The 18,053-nt window shown below is 40.5% G+C and carries 12 protein-coding genes; 6 read left to right on the top strand and 6 right to left on the bottom strand.

Annotated elements, in window-relative coordinates; genetic code table 11:
- Nucleotides 1-12: 12 nt before the first annotated feature.
- The 3 genes from F938_RS20155 to galE are packed head-to-tail and all read left to right on the top strand — an operon-like array spanning nucleotide 13 to nucleotide 3,930.
- Entirely contained in the window at nucleotides 13-1,272 is a 1,260-nt protein-coding gene (locus tag F938_RS20155) for a UDP binding domain-containing protein (protein WP_005034687.1), read from the top strand.
- A 17-nt stretch (nucleotides 1,273-1,289) separates the two neighbouring features.
- Complete coding sequence (gene pgi, locus F938_RS20150; protein ID WP_010590920.1) at nucleotides 1,290-2,900, top strand: glucose-6-phosphate isomerase; 1,611 nt, start codon at nucleotides 1,290-1,292, stop codon at nucleotides 2,898-2,900.
- A gap of 10 nt (nucleotides 2,901-2,910) precedes the next feature.
- Nucleotides 2,911-3,930, top strand: a complete 1,020-nt coding sequence (gene galE, locus F938_RS20145) for a UDP-glucose 4-epimerase GalE (RefSeq protein ID WP_005034682.1) — start codon at nucleotides 2,911-2,913, stop codon at nucleotides 3,928-3,930.
- A gap of 52 nt (nucleotides 3,931-3,982) precedes the next feature.
- Here galE and F938_RS20140 read toward each other — a convergent pair whose 3' ends face one another.
- Nucleotides 3,983-5,353, bottom strand: coding sequence for a phosphohexomutase domain-containing protein (locus F938_RS20140; protein WP_010590921.1), 1,371 nt, complete (start codon nucleotides 5,351-5,353; stop codon nucleotides 3,983-3,985).
- Between the two features lie 414 nt (nucleotides 5,354-5,767).
- On the opposite strand from F938_RS20140, the gene F938_RS20135 reads away from it, so the two are divergent.
- Genes F938_RS20135 through F938_RS20125 form a run of 3 tightly spaced genes read left to right on the top strand, consistent with a single transcriptional unit; the run spans nucleotide 5,768 to nucleotide 10,712 of the window.
- The gene (locus F938_RS20135; protein ID WP_005034677.1) at nucleotides 5,768-7,321 is read left to right on the top strand and encodes a TolC family protein; all 1,554 of its coding nucleotides are present in this window, start codon (nucleotides 5,768-5,770) and stop codon (nucleotides 7,319-7,321) included.
- Entirely contained in the window at nucleotides 7,318-9,453 is a 2,136-nt protein-coding gene (locus F938_RS20130) for a type I secretion system permease/ATPase (protein WP_005033558.1), read from the top strand. The genes F938_RS20135 and F938_RS20130 overlap by 4 nt, the downstream gene beginning before the upstream one ends.
- Complete coding sequence (locus tag F938_RS20125; RefSeq protein ID WP_005033560.1) at nucleotides 9,450-10,712, top strand: HlyD family type I secretion periplasmic adaptor subunit; 1,263 nt, start codon at nucleotides 9,450-9,452, stop codon at nucleotides 10,710-10,712. The genes F938_RS20130 and F938_RS20125 overlap by 4 nt, the downstream gene beginning before the upstream one ends.
- 207 nt (nucleotides 10,713-10,919) lie before the next feature.
- Here the strand turns inward: F938_RS20125 and F938_RS20120 are convergent, their stop codons facing one another.
- The 5 genes from F938_RS20120 to speB all read right to left on the bottom strand — a co-directional run bounded on the left by F938_RS20120 (nucleotide 10,920) and on the right by speB (nucleotide 18,025).
- The gene (locus F938_RS20120; RefSeq protein WP_005034674.1) at nucleotides 10,920-12,257 is read right to left on the bottom strand and encodes an MFS transporter; all 1,338 of its coding nucleotides are present in this window, start codon (nucleotides 12,255-12,257) and stop codon (nucleotides 10,920-10,922) included.
- A gap of 26 nt (nucleotides 12,258-12,283) precedes the next feature.
- Nucleotides 12,284-13,741 (bottom strand): NAD-dependent succinate-semialdehyde dehydrogenase, encoded by a 1,458-nt coding sequence (locus F938_RS20115; RefSeq protein WP_005034672.1) that lies wholly within the window; start codon nucleotides 13,739-13,741, stop codon nucleotides 12,284-12,286.
- Nucleotides 13,742-13,747: 6 nt separating this feature from the next.
- Nucleotides 13,748-15,184 carry a sigma-54 interaction domain-containing protein gene (locus F938_RS20110; RefSeq protein ID WP_227567308.1) on the bottom strand — a complete coding sequence of 479 codons (1,437 nt, stop codon included), beginning with the start codon at nucleotides 15,182-15,184 and terminating at the stop codon, nucleotides 13,748-13,750.
- A gap of 2 nt (nucleotides 15,185-15,186) precedes the next feature.
- Nucleotides 15,187-16,341: an iron-containing alcohol dehydrogenase gene (locus F938_RS20105; RefSeq protein WP_005034669.1), complete on the bottom strand. Its 1,155-nt coding sequence runs from the start codon at nucleotides 16,339-16,341 to the stop codon at nucleotides 15,187-15,189.
- Nucleotides 16,342-17,062: 721 nt separating this feature from the next.
- Entirely contained in the window at nucleotides 17,063-18,025 is a 963-nt protein-coding gene (speB, locus tag F938_RS20100) for an agmatinase (RefSeq protein WP_005034667.1), read from the bottom strand.
- Nucleotides 18,026-18,053: the final 28 nt, after the last annotated feature.

The raw sequence follows: 18,053 nt of genomic DNA, 5'->3' as shown, positions 1-18,053 counted from the left end.
ATTGGGTATGATATGAATATTTGTGTATTTGGCACAACACTTCAAGCTGGCGTTCTCGCTGGCTTGTTTGCTGAATATGGGCATCATGTGTATTGGTGCCCTCAAGTAGGCGTTGAAAAACAGTCCTCAGTTCATTACCAAGATGAAGATTTAAATCAGCTGATTCAAAAACAAATTAAAAATCATGCCATTGAATTGGTTGGGGTAAAGCAACTCCAACTACACAGTGAAGTTTTTTTATTTAGTTTTAACCCGTCTGAATTTGATCAAGCCAAAAAATTAGCTGAAGAACTCAAGCGAAGCCCCATCATACATCCAAAGTTAATGATTAATGGTTCAACCTTTGGTTTGGAGGGGACAGAAACACTGAAAGAAATTTTGGTTGCCGATCATTGGGCGTATTTGCCAGATACGATTCAAGAAGGTAATGCAATTCAAAGTTTTACTGGACTAAAGCAGGTGATCATTGGTGTCGATCATGTGGCGACCCAACCAATTGTAAAAGAGTTGTTAAGACCATTTTTCCAATTAAAACACCAATATCTTTTTATGCCATTTTTAGATGCTGAATTTACCAAACTGAGTATTTCGGGCATGTTAGCAACACGTATCAGCTATATGAATGATATGGCGCAAGTGGCAGAAAAACTCAATATTGATATTCAAAATGTAAAACAAGGTTTAGCTGCGGATAATCGAATTGGTGCGAGCTATCTCTCTTCTGGTGTAGGTTTTGGTGGTGAGAATTTTTCTCATGATATTTTAACCCTCACAGGCACGGTTGCAGGTTCTGGAATAAAGAGCCAATTACTTGATCAGGTTTGGAATATCAATGAACAGCAAAAGGAAATTTTGTTTCGCAAGCTGTGGAATTATTACCAAGGGCAACTAACAGGTAAAATTGTTGCGATTTGGGGTGCGTCATTTAAAGAAAATACCTCAAGTATCGAAAACTCTCCAATTCATGCCATGCTTGCTGCACTTTGGGCACAAGGTGCAATTGTTCAACTCCATGACCCACAAGCATTAGAGCGAGTATCTGCTCTCTATGGTGAGCGCAGTGATTTAATCTTGTGCCATGATCAATATCAAGCCGTCGAAAATGCACATGCCTTATGCCTATTAACCGCTTGGAAGCAATATTGGAGTCCAGATTACACTCAACTTGTGCAGAAAATGGCGCATCCATTTATTCTAGATGGACGTAATATCTGGGATCCAGAATTTGTCAAAGGACAAGGTTTTGCTTATCAAGGTGTGGGGCGCGTATGATAACGTCGATATTAGAGATGGATCAAAGTCAGCAAAGCGTTCAACAATTACGTTTAACCGATTTGTTTCAGCAAGACCCACAGCGTTTTGAAAAATTTTCGGTTCATTTTGATCAACTCAGTTTTGATTATAGTAAGCATCGTATTGATCAAGCGGCATTTGAAGCTTTAATTAAATTTGCAGATTCGAAGCAACTGAGTGCATGGATTAAGCGCTTATTTACAGAAGAACAGATTAATTACACTGAAGGTCGGGCGGCAATGCATTGGGCATTGCGTTTACCTAAACATGATCAAGATTACCCTAAATTAGCTCAAGCTGTGCATCAACAACTTGATCGCATGTTTCAGCTTGTTGAAAAAGTGCATGCAGGGCAATGTCGTGGTTCAACGGGTGAAGTGATTCAAGATGTTGTCAACATCGGTGTGGGTGGATCAGACCTTGGACCCCTTATGGTCAGCCATGCCTTATCCGATTATAAAGTTACTACAGCTAAACCATTAAAAGTCCATTTCGTCTCGACGATGGATGGAAGTCAGCTTTCTGAACTGTTGCATCAACTGCGCCCTGAAACGACTTTATTTATTATTTCTTCAAAATCTTTTGGGACGATTGATACCTTATCCAATGCACAGACTGTGCGCCAATGGTTAGAAAAAGCATTAGGTCATCAAAAAAGTGTCGTGCAGCATCATTTTATTGGGGTTTCAACCAAACCTGAAAAAATGACTGAATGGGGCATTGCAGCAGAAAACCAATTCCTGCTTTGGGATTGGGTCGGTGGACGTTATTCATTGTGGTCATGTATCGGATTACCGATTGCTTTGCAAATCGGTGTCGAAGGTTTTAAACAGCTTTTGGCGGGTGCTTATGCGATTGACCAACATTTTCAAAAGACACCATTTCAACACAATATTCCAGTCTTGATGGGGCTGTTGGGTGTTTGGAACAATAATTTTCTGGATATCCAAACCCATGCGGTATTGCCCTATGATGGGCGATTGAAATATTTTGCATCCTATTTGCAACAGCTCGAAATGGAGTCGAATGGTAAATCCATTCAACGCAACAATCAAAAAGTTGAGCTAAAAACATGTCCGATCGTATGGGGTGAAGTTGGACCCAATGCGCAACATGCATTTTATCAGTTGCTCCATCAAGGAACGCATGCGGTGAGTTGTGATTTCATCGCACCTGTACAGCGCTACAATGCTAACCAATTTACCTATGCTGAAAATGCAGAAGCATTGATTGAACAACATCATTTGGCTTTATCTAATTGTTTGGCTCAATCACGGTTATTGGCTTTTGGTAATCAGGCTTTAAATGCAGATGAGTTGGAGAGTTTACCTGAATATAAACAATATGAAGGCAATCAACCCAGCTCTACACTTTTATTACAAGAACTCAGTCCTTATAGTCTTGGAATGTTGATTGCCTTGTACGAACATAAAGTCTTTGTACAGTCGGTCATGTGGAATATCAATCCATTTGATCAGTGGGGCGTTGAAAAAGGGAAAGAAATTGCCAATCAATTGCTTCCAATTCTGAGTGGAAAAGAAAAAGACTTTTCTCAACTAGATGCTTCGACACAAGGCTTAATCAAGATATTACTAGGTAAAGAATAGAGAAAAACGTATGGCGAATATTTTGGTCACAGGTGGGGCGGGTTATATAGGCTCACATACGTGCTTGGAACTTCTAGAAGCAGGACATGATGTGGTTGTGCTTGATAATTTGTCGAATAGTTCAGAAGAATCACTCAAGCGGGTACAAGAACTTACTGGCAAACGCTTGGAGTTTATCCAAGGTGATATTCGTGATCCACATGATTTAGACCAAGCATTTGCTTCACATAAAATTGATGCTGTGATTCATTTTGCAGGCTTAAAGGCAGTGGGAGAAAGTCAACAAATTCCATTGAGTTATTTTGACCATAACATTGCAGGATCAATACAGTTGGCGCAAGCCATGGAAAGAGCAGGGGTTTTTAATCTCGTTTTTAGCTCATCAGCAACAGTTTATGATGAAGCCAATATATCTCCTTTAGATGAAACTATGCCAACAGGTATGCCTTCTAATAACTATGGTTACACCAAACTGATTGTTGAGCAATTATTGCAGAAATTAGCCATTGCAGACTCACGTTGGTCGATTGCTTTGTTACGTTATTTTAATCCTGTGGGTGCACATAAAAGTGGCCGTATTGGAGAAGATCCGCAAGGGATTCCAAATAATTTAATGCCTTATGTCACTCAGGTTGCTGTGGGACGTCGTGAAAAACTGTCGATCTATGGTGATGACTATGACACGATTGATGGGACAGGGGTTCGCGACTATATCCATGTGGTTGATTTAGCCAATGCTCACTTGTGTGCGCTAAATAATCGTTTAAATGCCAAAGGTTGTCGTGCTTGGAACATTGGCACAGGCAACGGTTGTTCTGTACTTGAAGTGAAGAATACTTTCGAAAAAGTGAATGGCGTTCCCGTCGCTTATGAAATTGCACCGCGCCGTTCGGGAGATGTAGCAACATCATTCGCCAACAATGCACGAGCTGTTACAGAACTCGGTTGGACAGCAAAATATACCCTCGAAGATATGTTAGCAGACAGTTGGAACTGGCAAAAACAAAATCCAACAGGTTACCAATCATAAGCTTGTAAAAGGAAAATAGGCGCATTGAGCGCCTATTTTTATGATGAAAAAACTAAGCCTGAATCAACTGGGTTAATTCATCTACATAATCCTGCATTGGTTTAGGATTACGATCTGCACGGCTTTCAATATTCAAACGTAAGAGCGGTTCAGTGTTTGATGCACGTACATTTAAACGCCATGCACCAAAATCAAGGCTCACCCCATCTGTTTGATCAATGGCTGGATTCAAATCAGCAAAATGGTCAAAAATCTTTTGAATGGTGTCTTGAGTATCTTTCACTTTAAAGTTGATTTCACCACTACATGGGAATTTCGCAATCATATCTTCAACAAGGCTTGAAAGTGATTGCTGTGTATCAGATAGCACTGAAATCGCCAATAACCATGGAATCATTCCGCTGTCGCAGTAAGCAAAGTCACGGAAATAGTGGTGCGCACTCATTTCTCCACCATAGACCGCATTATGTTCACGCATGACATCTTTAATGAATGCATGTCCAGATTTGGATTGGACAGGTGTTCCTTGATACTGATTGACGATATCTAAAGTATTCCAAACCAGACGAGGGTCGTGGACAATTTTTTCGCCTGATTGTTTTAATAAGAACGCTTGTGCCAATAGACCGACGATATAGTAACCTTCGATAAACTGACCTTTTTCATCAAATAAGAAGCAACGATCAAAGTCGCCATCCCATGCAATCCCCATATCCGCATGGTGGATTAAAACCGCATTACGAGTGCTGTCACGATTTTCGACCAAAATTGGATTAGGAATACCATTTGGGAATGTACCATCTGGATGATTATGGATTTTGATAAATTCAACAGGGATGTTTAATGCTTTGAATTTCTCTTCAATGGCATCAACTACATGCCCAGCAGCGCCATTGCCTGCATTCATCACCAATTTGAGTGGGCGAATTTTTGCTGGGTCAATATAGGTGAGTAAGTGTTCAATAAATTCAGGCAGAATATTGTATTTTTGCGTTGAACCTTTTTTCTCAACTTCAATGAACTGTTCGGATTCAGCCAAGGCTTGAATATCTTTTAAGCCAGTATCTGCACTAATCGGACGGGCATTTTCACGAACCAGTTTCATCCCATTATAGTCCATAGGATTATGGCTGGCTGTGACTTCAATTCCACCCTGTACATCGAGATGAAAAGCACCAAAATAAACTTCTTCAGTTCCCGTCATCCCCAAATCAAGTACATCTACACCAGCATCATTTAAACCGCGAATCGTCGCTTGTTTTAAATCTTCGCTCGTTAAGCGAACATCACAACCCACGACGACAGTTTTTGGTTGATAGATTTGCCCATAAGCACGACCGACTTGATAAGCGATTTCTTCATTGAGTTCTGTACCAAGTTTGCCTCGGATGTCATAGGCTTTAAAACAAGTCAGTTTATTCATGTCCATCTTTCTATTGTATAAGCTTGGGTTTAAGTGAAACACCATTTTAACCTCAAAGTAAGTAAAAAATGAGATGAGAAGATGTAATTTTAGGTTGATTTATAAAATTGAAATTTTTTATGTTTTTCTTGTTCATTTTAAAAATATTTTAAGTATGGTTGTTTATTTTTTGATTCATGATTTTTGATGGATAAAAAATTAATATTTATTAAATTGATAATTCATGTGATAAATATCACAATTATTGGACTTACTTTTTGAAATTTAAACTCTTTTCTTAACAAAGTTAGCCAATAAAAAATGAAATATATATTTGCTTGAATTTTAGAATGTGTAGAATAGCAATCGAGTAAGGAAATAATTCAAAATAATTCAATGCCGATAATTACAAGCATGATTAGGTGCCATTCAGGAATGTTAATCACTCACAAACCCATAATTTTTTTAAAAAGCTTGGGTGCAATCAGTCTATGTGTTCTGATTCAGAACAATAGCCATGCACAAGACACCCGCTATTTAAAAGGCATCAAGGAAAGTGTATCGAGTTTAATCAAACCTAAAGATGACTCCTCCTTTCGTACCGTGCAACTTAAACAACTCGCTGACTTTGAATACCAACCCGAGCAAAGCACAGCGAGCCCTTTGCCCGTGGTCAAACCCTATCTGGGGCAAAAGGCGTCTTTAAATAATCTTTATCTGGAAAATCCACCAACTGCCCAGCAATATGCAGTACCCACACGGACCTTAAGCCTTGAAGAAGCCGTGCAAATCGCTGTCAAACGCAATCCCAATATTGCCCAAACCATTTCTACTCTGGCTTCCCAAAACGCCAATATTGATGTCGCCAAGGCACAATACTATCCACAATTAAAAGCTGGCATGAATACTGGTGACTTCACCTCAAATGATAAAGGGCGGCAGTTATATTCTGTTGAAGCCAATCAATTGCTCTATGATTTTGGCAAAGTCAAAAGCAGTGTCACCACACAACAAAATAAATTGGCGGTTGAACAAGCCAATGTCTTGATCAGTATTGATGAAATCTCTACCCAGACGGCTCGAGATATTTTAGGTTTATTGAGATATCGTAATATTATAAAAATCGCCCAAGATCAATTTAATGGGGTCAGTCGCTTACATGAGATTGCACGTTTAAGAGCCGAAGCGGGCATCAGCAGTCATGCAGATCCTGTGCAAGCGCAAAGTTATGTTGAATATTCTCGTTCCTACCTGATTACCCAGCAGAATTTTCTTAAACAGCAAGAACAAAAGTTACGCACCTTATTGGGTTTTGATGTCAGTCAAATTGAGTTCAATATTCCTGATGAATTCGTCAAGCAATCAGGGCTATATGACGACCCCGAAGTCAATACCATCCCCAGTATGATTGCCGCAAAGGCTGAAATTGATGTGGCACAAAGCCAAAAGAAACAAACTCAACTCAGTGTCTATCCGACCATTTCTTTGGTGGGTGCGGTGACCAAAGCATTGAATGGTCAAAATCCCAATACTGGAATTGAGAATGATACCGACAGTTCGATTGGGGTACAGATGTCGAGTAATTTCTATCAAGGCGGTGCAGTGGGTTCACAGGTTAAAGCAGCAAATTATGCTGAACAAGCGGCACGTGCCAAGCTGAATGCCACCTATCTCAATATTATGGATCAAGCCCAAATTGCCCGTGAAAGTATTGAAAACACCGATAAACAAATTTGGGTATTGATGGACCGAGAACGCTCAACCGCCAAAACCCGAGAGCTGTATGAAGAACAATACAAACTCGGCAAACGTTCGATTTTAGATTTACTCAGTTCAGAACAATCGTACCAAAGTTCAAGGATTGAAAGAGAAGCAGCACGATTTGATATCTATGACACGATTGCATTATTTATCAATGTAACCGGAAAGAGTAGACATGCTTATCATTTAAATAATATTCAAATTCAGGGGTTTGAAGTTCAGCCATGAATAATAATAGATTAAATTATCAACCCTGGTTACAAGCCATTATCGCGGTTGCACAACATTATCGTATTCAACCCTCAGAAGAACAAATTCGTCTGCAACTGGATTGGAATAAATATCACAATCTTGATGACATGCTGGCACTGATTACCCGTCAAGTTGGCTTAAATATACGTCAAGCTGACTTTAGCACGGATGTTCTCAATCCATGGCGCTTGCCGGTGGTGGTTGAGCTGAATGATGGTCAGGTGGCGGTGATTGAGAAAGTAGATGCTGCTGGAAATGTCAGCCTACAACTCAGTGGTGATCAAGGGCTGTCACAAAGCTTCAGTGTGCAGCAACTACAAGCCCATGCCAAGCGCGTCTATATATTTAGACCTGAAACCTCTGTACCGGATGCGCGTGTTGATGAATACATTAAGCCTTATGAAAAAAGCTGGTTCTGGGACATTGTTTTAAAAGACTGGAAACGCTATACCGACATCATGGTAGCTTCAATGATTGCCAATATTTTGGCATTGGCGACCATTATCTTCTCCATGCAAGTTTACGACCGTGTGGTGCCGTCTCAATCCATTCCGACCTTGTGGGTGCTTGCAGGTGGCGTACTGATCGCTGCAATCTTTGAATTTGTTCTGCGAATTGCACGGGTCTATTTATCCGATATTATCGGTAAACGTGCCGACTTAAAGATTTCAGATCGGGTATTTGGTCATGCACTGCGCATTCGCAATAAAGACCGAGCACGTTCAACAGGCTCTTTTATTTCGCAGATTCGCGAACTAGAAGGGGTCCGTGAATTGGTCACCTCAACCACCATCAGTGCAATTGCCGACCTTCCTTTTTTCTTCCTGTTCTTGGTGATTTTTTGGATGATTGGAGGCAACATTTTCTGGGTGATGTTGCTGGTGGTGCCGCTGATGATTGTTCCGGGCTTTTTGGTACAAAAGAAATTGGCACAATTGGCAACTGAAGGTATGCGTGAATCGGCAATTCGTAATGCGATTTTGGTTGAAGCGGTGCAAGGCATCGAAGATATCAAACTACTGCGTGCTGAAGCCCGATTCCAAAATCAATGGAATCACATGAATGAAGTCTCAGCAGATGTCAGCATGCGTCAACGAAAAATTGTCGGTTGGTTAAATGCATGGACACAGAAGATCCAGGGCTTGACCTATGCCATTGTGGTGTTGGTCGGTTGTTTTGCAGTGATGAAAGGTGACATGACCACGGGTGCATTGGTGGCGTGTTCGATTCTCTCTTCACGGATGCTGGCACCCATTTCTCAAGTGACGGGTGTGCTTGGGCGTTGGCAACAAGCCAAAGTAGCAAAGAATGGTTTAGATGAGTTGATGCAAAAACCGGTTGACCGCCCTGAGCGTGCTCAATTGATTCAGCGTAAAGTGCTGTTAGGGGATTATGATTTTAAAGGGGTGGTGTTTAAATACACTGAAGATGACCCACGTCCGACCTTGGTCATACCGCAACTCAAAATTGCGGTCGGAGAAAAGGTGGCGATTCTGGGACGCAATGGTGCAGGAAAATCGAGCCTTTTACAATTACTTGCTGGGATGCAACTGCCTGTACAGGGCAAAATTAGTCTGGATGGTGTCGATCAATCCTTGCTTGATCCTGATGATATTCGCCGAGATATGGCACTGCTCAATCAAAATGCCCATTTATTCTTTGGGACCATCCGAGAAAACTTAACCTTGGGTGCGCCCTTGGCAACCGATGAAGAAATCGTGCGTGCTTTGCAAATCACCAATGCACTGGAAATCGTAGAGCAGAAAAAAGAAGGCTTGGACCATACCATTCTTGAGGGAGGTGTGGGCTTTTCAGGTGGACAAAAACAAGCGCTATTGCTGACCCGGTTGCTGTTGAGAAACCCGAATATTGTGTTGTTGGATGAACCCACTGCCTCGATTGATGATGTCTCTGAAAAAGTCTTGATTCAACATCTTAAACAATGGCTGGGTCATCGCACTTTGGTGGTGGCCACCCATCGCCCTGCAGTATTACAACTGGTGGATCGGATTATTGTGGTACATGAAGGAAAGATCATTAAAGATGGACCAAGAGATGCCATTTTAAATCCTCAACATCAACCGAATGCGGGAGGTGCTTCAGCATGAGCCAAGAACAAAATCCGCAAAAGATTGAACTGCAAAGCACGACAGCTGTTGACTCCGATGATCGTGAGACGAGCGATCTACTCAAGCGTCCTAGTAATCCCTCAGCACTCAAGTTTTCAGAACCACCCTTGCCTAAATCCAGTTTTATTATTTGGATCGTGGCAGTGGGCTTATTGGCATTCTTGATTTGGGCATGCGTTTTTAAATTGGAAGAAGTTTCAACGGGCACAGGTAAAGTAATTCCTTCGTCCAAAGAGCAAATTATTCAATCCTTAGATGGTGGGGTGCTCACCAGTTTGGATGTCAAAGAAGGTGATATTGTACAAAAAGGACAAACTCTTGCTCAGATTGACCCCACTCGATTTGAGTCACAAGTCGGAGAAAGCCAGACTAAATTACTGGCAACCCAAGCCACCGCTGCACGTTTAGAGGCGGAAGTGAACGGTACACCGCTACGCTTCCCTAAAGATGTATTGGCAGTACCAGCCTTGGTTCGAGAGGAAACGGCACTGTATACCTCTCGTCGTGCCAATTTGGATGAGTCCATCACGGGGTTAAAACATGCCTTGGCTTTGGTGCAAAATGAATTGCAAATGACTCAACCATTGGTCGCCAAAGGTGCGGCATCCGAAGTTGAAGTATTACGTCTAAAACGAGATATCAATAACTTTGAAAATCAGATCAATGACAAGCGTAATGACTACTATGTAAAGTCACGCGAAGAGTTGGCGAAAGCCAATGCAGATATTCAATCGTTACAGCAAATCGTGGCAGGTCGAAATGACTCAGTCAAACGTTCCACCTTTAAAGCGCCTGTCCGTGGTGTGGTCAAAGAAATTGCCGTGACCACGATTGGTGGGGTGGTACCGCAAAATGGCAAGTTGATGACCATTGTTCCGATTGATGAGCAGTTATTGATTGAAGCACGAATTTCCCCACGAGATATTGCATTTATTCATCCGGGGCAGCCAGCTTTAGTGAAAATCACAGCCTATGACTATTCTATTTATGGTGGTTTGGAAGGTAAAGTGACGGTGATTTCACCGGATACTATCCGTGATGAGGTGAAACAAGATCAGTTTTACTATCGCGTCTATATTCGAACCAATAAAGATAAACTGGTGAATAAGGCAGGTAAATCTTTTTCGATTACGCCGGGTATGGTGGCTACAGTTGATATTCGCACAGGTCAGAAAACCATTATTGAATACTTGTTGAAACCATTCAATAAAGCCAAAGAAGCATTAAGAGAGCGTTAATTTTTAGATCATCAAGCATGGATTGAAATACATCAATGGAAATAAAAAACCAATCTACGGATTGGTTTTTTATTGGTGTCTATATTAGACATTGGTGCTGAATAGCGTCGATTTCAGAAAGTTGAAACAAATAAAATTAGGTGTATTCCTTTAACACATTAAACTTTCCTTGTTGGAAAATTTAATGTGTTTGAGCCATGCTTTAAACTATTTCACATCTTTTAAATCAATGCCTTTCGATTCTTTTAGGCTTGCTACAGCAAGTACTGAAATGAATGAAACGATCGCGATATAAATTTCGATAGGCAATGTTGCATCATAAGTCTTAAATAAATATGCACAAATGATCGGTGCCATTGAACCTGCTAAGATTGATGCAAATTGATAAGAAAAAGATACACCTAAATAGCGCATTTTGGTTGGGAATAATTCCGCCAATGTTGCAGATTCAGGGGCGTATGCCATCGCTTGGAACAATAGACCAATACACATCATCACAAAAATCGTGCCGTAATTGCCTGTGCTAATTGCTGAGAAATAGAAGAATACCCAGATGATTAACCCGATATTTCCAGCCATCATGGTTGGCTTACGTCCAATTTTGTCAGATAAATAGCCACTGAAAAGCATGGTGAAGAAGTGGAAAACATTGGCTGCCAGCAGAATCATCAGCACTGTTTTATATTCAATACCGACTTTCAGGGTGAGGAAAGTGATGGTGAATACCACGATCATATAGTAAGAGGTATTTTCACCTAAACGGAGTAATAATCCAGACGCTAAACGTTTTGGATAAGTGGTGACCAATTCTTTAAAATTAGAAGAATTATCTTGTTTTTCCTCAGCTTGTTTCAGTGCTTCTTGGAAAATAGGGGCATCTTCCACACTACGACGAATCCAATAACCAATAAAAATAATAATGGTTGAAAGCCAAAACGCGACACGCCATCCCCAGCTCAAGAAATCCTCATTGGAGAGAATCATCGACAGTGCCAAAATCACCAAGCTTGCTAAAATATTTCCAGCGCTTACGGCAGACTGTGGGAAGCTTGCCCAAAATCCACGTTGATGATTTGGACTATGTTCACCCACCAATAAGATTGCACCGCCCCATTCTCCACCGACTGCAAAACCTTGGATAAAACGCAGGACAATCAATAACACAGGTGCCATATAGCCAATGCTGTTATAACCGGGTAAGCATCCCATCAAAAATGTGGAAGCACCCACTAAAAATAGACTCAGTTGTAACAGCTTTTTACGTCCATATTTATCACCAAAATGACCAAATACTAGACCACCTAAAGGGCGTGCAATAAAACCAATCGCATAGGTTGCAAAGGCAGCAATAATCCCGTCTAGCGTGGTTCCTGCATTTGGGAAAAATAAATGACCAAACACTAAAGTACTGGCAATACCATAAATATAAAATTCATACCATTCAGCGACAGTCCCTGCCATGGAGGCGCCGACCACCTTTTTAATATTCGGTGGAGCGCTGTCACTTGCAAGCGGTGTAGAAGTATTTCCTGATACTTGTTCCATTCCATCATGTCCTTATTTAATTAAAGTTAAGCTTTAAAATTACCCAAGCATAAATATTTCAATTCGGTATATTCATCCAAACCATGTTTTGAGCCTTCGCGTCCAAGTCCCGAAGCTTTAACTCCTCCAAAAGGGGCTTCCGTGGTAGAAATTAAACCAGTATTAATTCCAACCATGCCATATTGCAGCACTTCGGCAACGCTAAATGTGCGTTGAAGATTTTCAGTAAAAATATAGGCAGCCAGACCAAATTCAGTGTTATTGGCACGCTGAATTACGTCTTGTTCATTTTCAAATTTAAAAATTGGAGCGAGAGGGGCAAAAGTCTCTTCCCTAAAACACAGCATGTTGTCTTGCGCATTGGCGATAATGGTTGGCTCAAAGTATTGCGCCCCTAGTGTGGAAACTTGACCGCCATAAACCAATTCACCACCTAAGCTGATTGCATCTTCAATATGTTGCTGAATTTTTTCTACCGCTTTTTGATTGATGAGTGGTCCTAGATCTGTATCAGAATCTAACCCATTACCAAGTTTTAACTGAGAGACTTTATCTTTGAGTTTGAGAATAAATTGATCGTAAATACTGCTATGTACAAAGATGCGATTACTACAAACACACGTTTGCCCTGCATTTCGAAATTTACTGTCAATGGTTCCCTGTACGGCATTGTCTAAATCTGCATCTGCAAAGACGATGAGAGGTGCATTTCCACCTAATTCCAGTGAGAGTTTTTTAATGGTTGGTGCACATTGTTCCATCAATAAAGCGCCAACAGGCGTTGAACCTGTAAAACTTAATTTTTGTACGATTGGACTCTGTGTCAACGGGGCAACAATTTCTTTTGAATGACCTGTCACAACATTTAAAACACCTTTGGGAATACCAGCTTGCTCAGCAAGATAAGCGAGCGCAAGTGCAGTTAAAGGTGTTTCTTGAGCAGGTTTGACAATGATACTGCAACCCGCAGCCAATGCTGGTGCTACTTTACGTGTGATCATGGCAGCAGGGAAGTTCCATGGTGTAATGGCGACACATACCCCCACAGGTTCACGGAAAGTGAGTAAACGCTTGTCTTGACTCGGTGCAGGAATCGTTTCGCCATACATACGACGACCTTCTTCAGCAAACCATTCAATAAAACTCGCAGCATAAACAATCTCGCCTTCAGCTTCTTTGAGCGGCTTACCTTGCTCAAGCGTCATGATGCTGGCAAGTTCTTGTTTGTGTTCAATGATGAGTGCAAACCATTTTTTTAAGAGGTCAGAACGGTATTTGACGGACTGCTTTTTCCAATCCAGATATGCTTCTTGAGCAAAAATAATGGTTTGCTCAACCTGTGCCACAGTAAGCGCAGGAATTTGTGCAATCACTTGACCTGTCGCTGGATTTTGTACATCGATATGACGTTGATCAGTTGAGTTGATCCAATCACCATTGACATAGGCCTGTTGTTTAAAGATTGATAAAGAAGCAATATCCATATTGGTTTACTCTTGATAAAGTTGCTGATAACGCTGTCGTTTTTTAACCAATGTTGATTGGTCAATACCTAAAGCTTGGGCTGCCTTTTGTGTGGTTTTAAACACAGCAAGGGCTTGGGAAATGATCTTGAACTCAAAATCATCCACTTGTTTTTTAAGGGTTTCTGCTGAGTTCGAAAGGGGCGTATTGAACTGGGATTCACCATGTAAAGCGCACTGTATATCTTCAGGAATGTCTTCAGGCAAAATGGTGGACGACTCGCTCAGTACAACAGTTTGCTCAACAAAATTAGTCAGCTCTCGAATGTTTCCTGGCCATGAATAGGCTTTTACCAAGTCGATCACTTCTGCCGAGTAGCGTTTGTTGGTGTGATATTTCTTATTGAAATTTGCCAAATACAGTTCTAACAATGGTTCAATTTCAGAGATACGATTTTTTAAATCTTCTAATTTTAATGAGGTGACGCAAAGGCGGTAATAAAGATCTCGTCTAAATTTACCTTGCTCAACCAGTTTTAATAAATCGTGATGCGTTGCAGAGATAATACGAACATCAGTGTAGACATATTCAAAACCACCGACTGGAATAAAACGATTATCTTCAATAACTTTGAGTAATTTTGCTTGCAGTGCCAAAGGTAAGTCGCCAACTTCATCCAAAAATAAAGTACCGCCGTTGACGACTTCAAATAAACCTTTTTTACCTTTTTGCAAGGCACCTGTAAAAGCACCAGGCACATAGCCAAATAATTCAGATTCCAGTAAACCATCTGGCATGGTGGCACAGTTAATTTCTAAGAAGGGCTGATCTTTTCGTGGGCTGTTTTTATGAATAAAACGTGCCAGTACAGTTTTCCCTGTACCTGTGTTGCCCTGAATGAGAATTTTAATATCTGAATGTGCGATACGTTTCGCTCGATTGAAGGTCTTATTGGTACTGTCGCTTAAGTTGGTCAGATAGTTGTCATTCAGCTTGCGTGTTGAATATTTCTTTTGTGTATTGCGAATATCTTCGAGTTCTTTTTGATCTTTTTGCGCTTGAAGTAGAACTGTAATATCACGAACTGACGTGATGACTGCAATGAGTTGATTTTCCTGATCAAATACAGGATGTCCTGTGACCAGTAGTTCAGTCTGGTTTTGTAAGGACTGTAAAATGGTGGTTTTTTGATGAGTTTGAATCACGTCCATAGAGACTGAACGTGAAAAAACCCCTTGATTGACCAAGTCTTGGATCGGATGATCGATTAAATCTTCTCGATTTAAATGTGTCAGCTTTAAATAGGCATCATTAACAAATAAAGTTGTGCCCAGATGATCGGTGATATATACACCGTCATCTAAGGCATTCATGATCGATGTTAATATTTGATAAGAAATATCCGCATCTTTAGAATTGTTTGCAAGAAGATTGACCCAAGTCATGGCAAGAAACTCATTCATTATTAATAAGCTTCATAATAAATGTTTTCGATTTCTTGCTGTGTTAAACGTCGAGGATTATTGCGGAGTAATCTTTCGACTTTAATCGCTTCCGCAGCCAGTTCTGGAATCACTGACTCAGGAATATTGAAATTTCGAAGACCTTTTGGAATATTGACCATCTCACAAATATTATGTAAACGGCTAATCACACGATCGGCAATTTGAAGATCATTCAGCCCTGTTGTCGGTTCATTAAAGCATTCAGCAATCACTTTAAATTTGTCCAAACAGGCGATGCGGTTGTATTCCATGACGAAAGGCAACAATAAGGCATTACTGACACCATGTGCCATATGGAAACGCCCACCTAAAGGATATGCGAGTGCATGCACTGCACCAACGCCAGCATTACCAAAGGACAAACCTGCCATTAAGCTGGCATTTGCCATATCTTCATGGGCTTGTAAGTCATCTGGATTGGCATAGGCTTTGGGTAAGGCATTGATAATTAATTTCATTGACTGAATCGCTAAAGCATCTGTTAAGGGTGAAGCATTGACAGAAATAAATGATTCAATTGCATGAACCAAAGCATCCACACCACTGGCAGCCGTAATATGTGCTGGACAGCTTAACGTCATTTCAGGTGCGACAATTGCAACATCTGGGAGTAAAAAGTCACTCACGATGCCTTTTTTAATTTGGTTTTTAGAGTCAGAAAGAATGGCAATATTCGTGACTTCTGAACCTGTCCCTGCGGTAGTCGGCAATACAATCAGAGGAAGACCTTTTTGACTGACTTTGTTTTCGCCAAAAAAGCTTTCCAAAGGCTCATGATTGTTGCCATAAATTGCAATACATTTTGCGGTATCAATAACACTTCCACCGCCAATTGCGATCACGCCATTATATTGATCTTGCTCAAAGAATTTTTTGGATTGCAAAACCACTTCAATTTCAGGCTCAGGCGTAATGTCCGCATAAATCGAAAATTCAATATGCTGTTGTTGTAAAAGATTGGTAATGGGTGTTAATGAACCTGAATTTAAGATGCCATGATCAGTCAATATTAAAACTTTAGACATATTTAAATCATGGCAGTATTTGGCTAACTGTTTGGATGCATTAAAGCCAGTCACTAATTTATGCGCAGACTTGAATGTATGAATCGGCATCTTTATTCCATTAAGAAGTACAATTTTTGTGTTTTAAGCAATTGCTGTGCCAATTATTTTTAATTATATAAATCAATGACTTGAATTTTTTATAAAAGATTTTATATGATATTTTTCATTATTTATGAAAAATATCATAAATTGATGATCGATTTTTCTGTCATCGCATTTGTTGGGTAATTGCATCGCCAGATGTAGACCAGGGTCTCCATCGAATTCAGAAGAAAAAAATTTACTCAAATAACGCTGAATTAGTTTGACTAAATAAGTCGACGCTTGTCATACAGTTGCTGTAATGCGCCCCTTGTTTCTTGCTGTAACTCTAACAATACATGCTCTCCGAGCAAACTGCGCAATTGGCTCTCGCCTTTGAGCTAAAAGTAATTCTAGGTCTTTTGTATAAAAGAAAGGACATCGTTGACTGAGTGAACTATTGTCAAGTATTTGGTGTGACCAAAATTAGGTCGGTAAAATTGACGGCGAGATTAAGATTATTTGAGTTCATCTAAAACAGAAGTCTTGGCAGCAAGAGGTCTAAAACTATTAACTATCGCAGGGAGAAATATAAAAAAGATTCCAACTCACATAGAACAAAAAACAATTGCTGAGTAAAAGAGACCTGATTGAAACAGTGAATGATCAGTTAAAAACTCGCATCAGATTGAACATTCACAGTACAACTTTATTGTAAATATGCCGAACTCAAGTTAATCGGCTTAGCCTACAATCCATCATATTTGACACCAGGAAATACACAGAGCATCTCAAATGCCAAATTAGCTGCCAATACTGCCGTTGAACCAAATGGATCATAGGGAGGAGAGACTTCCACTAAATCAGCTCCAACCAGCTGGCAACCTTTCAAACCACGAATAATTTCCAATGATTGTGGAACGGTTAGTCCTGCAATTTCAACAGTTCCTGTACCTGGGGCATATGCAGGATCAATACCATCTATATCGAAGCTTAAATACAATGGACTATCACCAATTTTGGCACGAATCTTTTCCATTACTGGTGCTAATGATTTATACCAGCATTGATCAGCTGGAATAACGGTAAAGCCTTGATCAATAGACCACTTGAATTCATCAGCGCTATAGCCAGTGCCACGTAATCCAATCTGAAATACTTTGTCGTTGATTAACAAGCCTTCTTCCACGGCGCGCCTAAATGGTGTGCCATGTGCAATTTTTTCACCAAACATTTCGTCATTCACATCAGCATGCGCATCGATATGTACGACTGCCACAGGTCCATACTTTTTGCTAATAGCACGCAAGATAGGCAATACAATGGTATGATCACCACCCAAAGTAATTGGCTTACAGTCGTATTTTAAAATGTTTTCTTGATAAAATGACTCAATGATATCTATGCTTTTCAGCAAGTTAAACGTATTGATTGGCACATCACCAATATCTGCTACTTGTAAACTTTCAAAAGGTGCAGCAAAGGTATTAACGTTATAAGGACGCAACATTCGTGACTCATCACGAATTTGTCGTGGTCCCAGACGGGAGCCAGGACGATTAGAAGTGCCTATATCAAACGGAATACCTACGAAAGCCACATCTAGCCCTTCACCATTCACTTGCATAGGCAAACGCATCATTGTGGCTATCCCGCCACAACGCGGCATTTCATTGCCACTTAAAGGCTGGTTAAATGGTTTATTGCTCATTTTTATACTCCAATGATGATTTTTAATA

Origin of the sequence: Acinetobacter bereziniae LMG 1003 = CIP 70.12 (genome assembly GCF_000368925.1) — a bacterium.
In the GTDB taxonomy this organism is placed as follows: Bacteria; Pseudomonadota; Gammaproteobacteria; order Pseudomonadales; family Moraxellaceae; genus Acinetobacter; species Acinetobacter bereziniae.
The sequence above is the reverse complement of the archived record's forward strand: the minus strand, read 5'-3'. Positions and strand labels throughout refer to the sequence as shown.

What these genes read in the sequence shown, in the direction of transcription:
- F938_RS20105 (WP_005034669.1), bottom strand. Translation starts at nt 16,341, where the DNA reads ATGCCGATTCATACATTCAAGTCTGCGCATAAATTAGTGACTGGCTTT.
- F938_RS20115 (WP_005034672.1), bottom strand. Translation starts at nt 13,741, where the DNA reads ATGGATATTGCTTCTTTATCAATCTTTAAACAACAGGCCTATGTCAAT.
- F938_RS20120 (WP_005034674.1), bottom strand. Translation starts at nt 12,257, where the DNA reads ATGGAACAAGTATCAGGAAATACTTCTACACCGCTTGCAAGTGACAGC.
- F938_RS20135 (WP_005034677.1), top strand. Translation starts at nt 5,768, where the DNA reads ATGTTAATCACTCACAAACCCATAATTTTTTTAAAAAGCTTGGGTGCA.
- pgi (WP_010590920.1), top strand. Translation starts at nt 1,290, where the DNA reads ATGGATCAAAGTCAGCAAAGCGTTCAACAATTACGTTTAACCGATTTG.
- F938_RS20110 (WP_227567308.1), bottom strand. Translation starts at nt 15,184, where the DNA reads ATGAATGAGTTTCTTGCCATGACTTGGGTCAATCTTCTTGCAAACAAT.
- speB (WP_005034667.1), bottom strand. Translation starts at nt 18,025, where the DNA reads ATGAGCAATAAACCATTTAACCAGCCTTTAAGTGGCAATGAAATGCCG.
- F938_RS20140 (WP_010590921.1), bottom strand. Translation starts at nt 5,353, where the DNA reads ATGAATAAACTGACTTGTTTTAAAGCCTATGACATCCGAGGCAAACTT.
- F938_RS20155 (WP_005034687.1), top strand. Translation starts at nt 13, where the DNA reads ATGAATATTTGTGTATTTGGCACAACACTTCAAGCTGGCGTTCTCGCT.
- F938_RS20125 (WP_005033560.1), top strand. Translation starts at nt 9,450, where the DNA reads ATGAGCCAAGAACAAAATCCGCAAAAGATTGAACTGCAAAGCACGACA.
- galE (WP_005034682.1), top strand. Translation starts at nt 2,911, where the DNA reads ATGGCGAATATTTTGGTCACAGGTGGGGCGGGTTATATAGGCTCACAT.
- F938_RS20130 (WP_005033558.1), top strand. Translation starts at nt 7,318, where the DNA reads ATGAATAATAATAGATTAAATTATCAACCCTGGTTACAAGCCATTATC.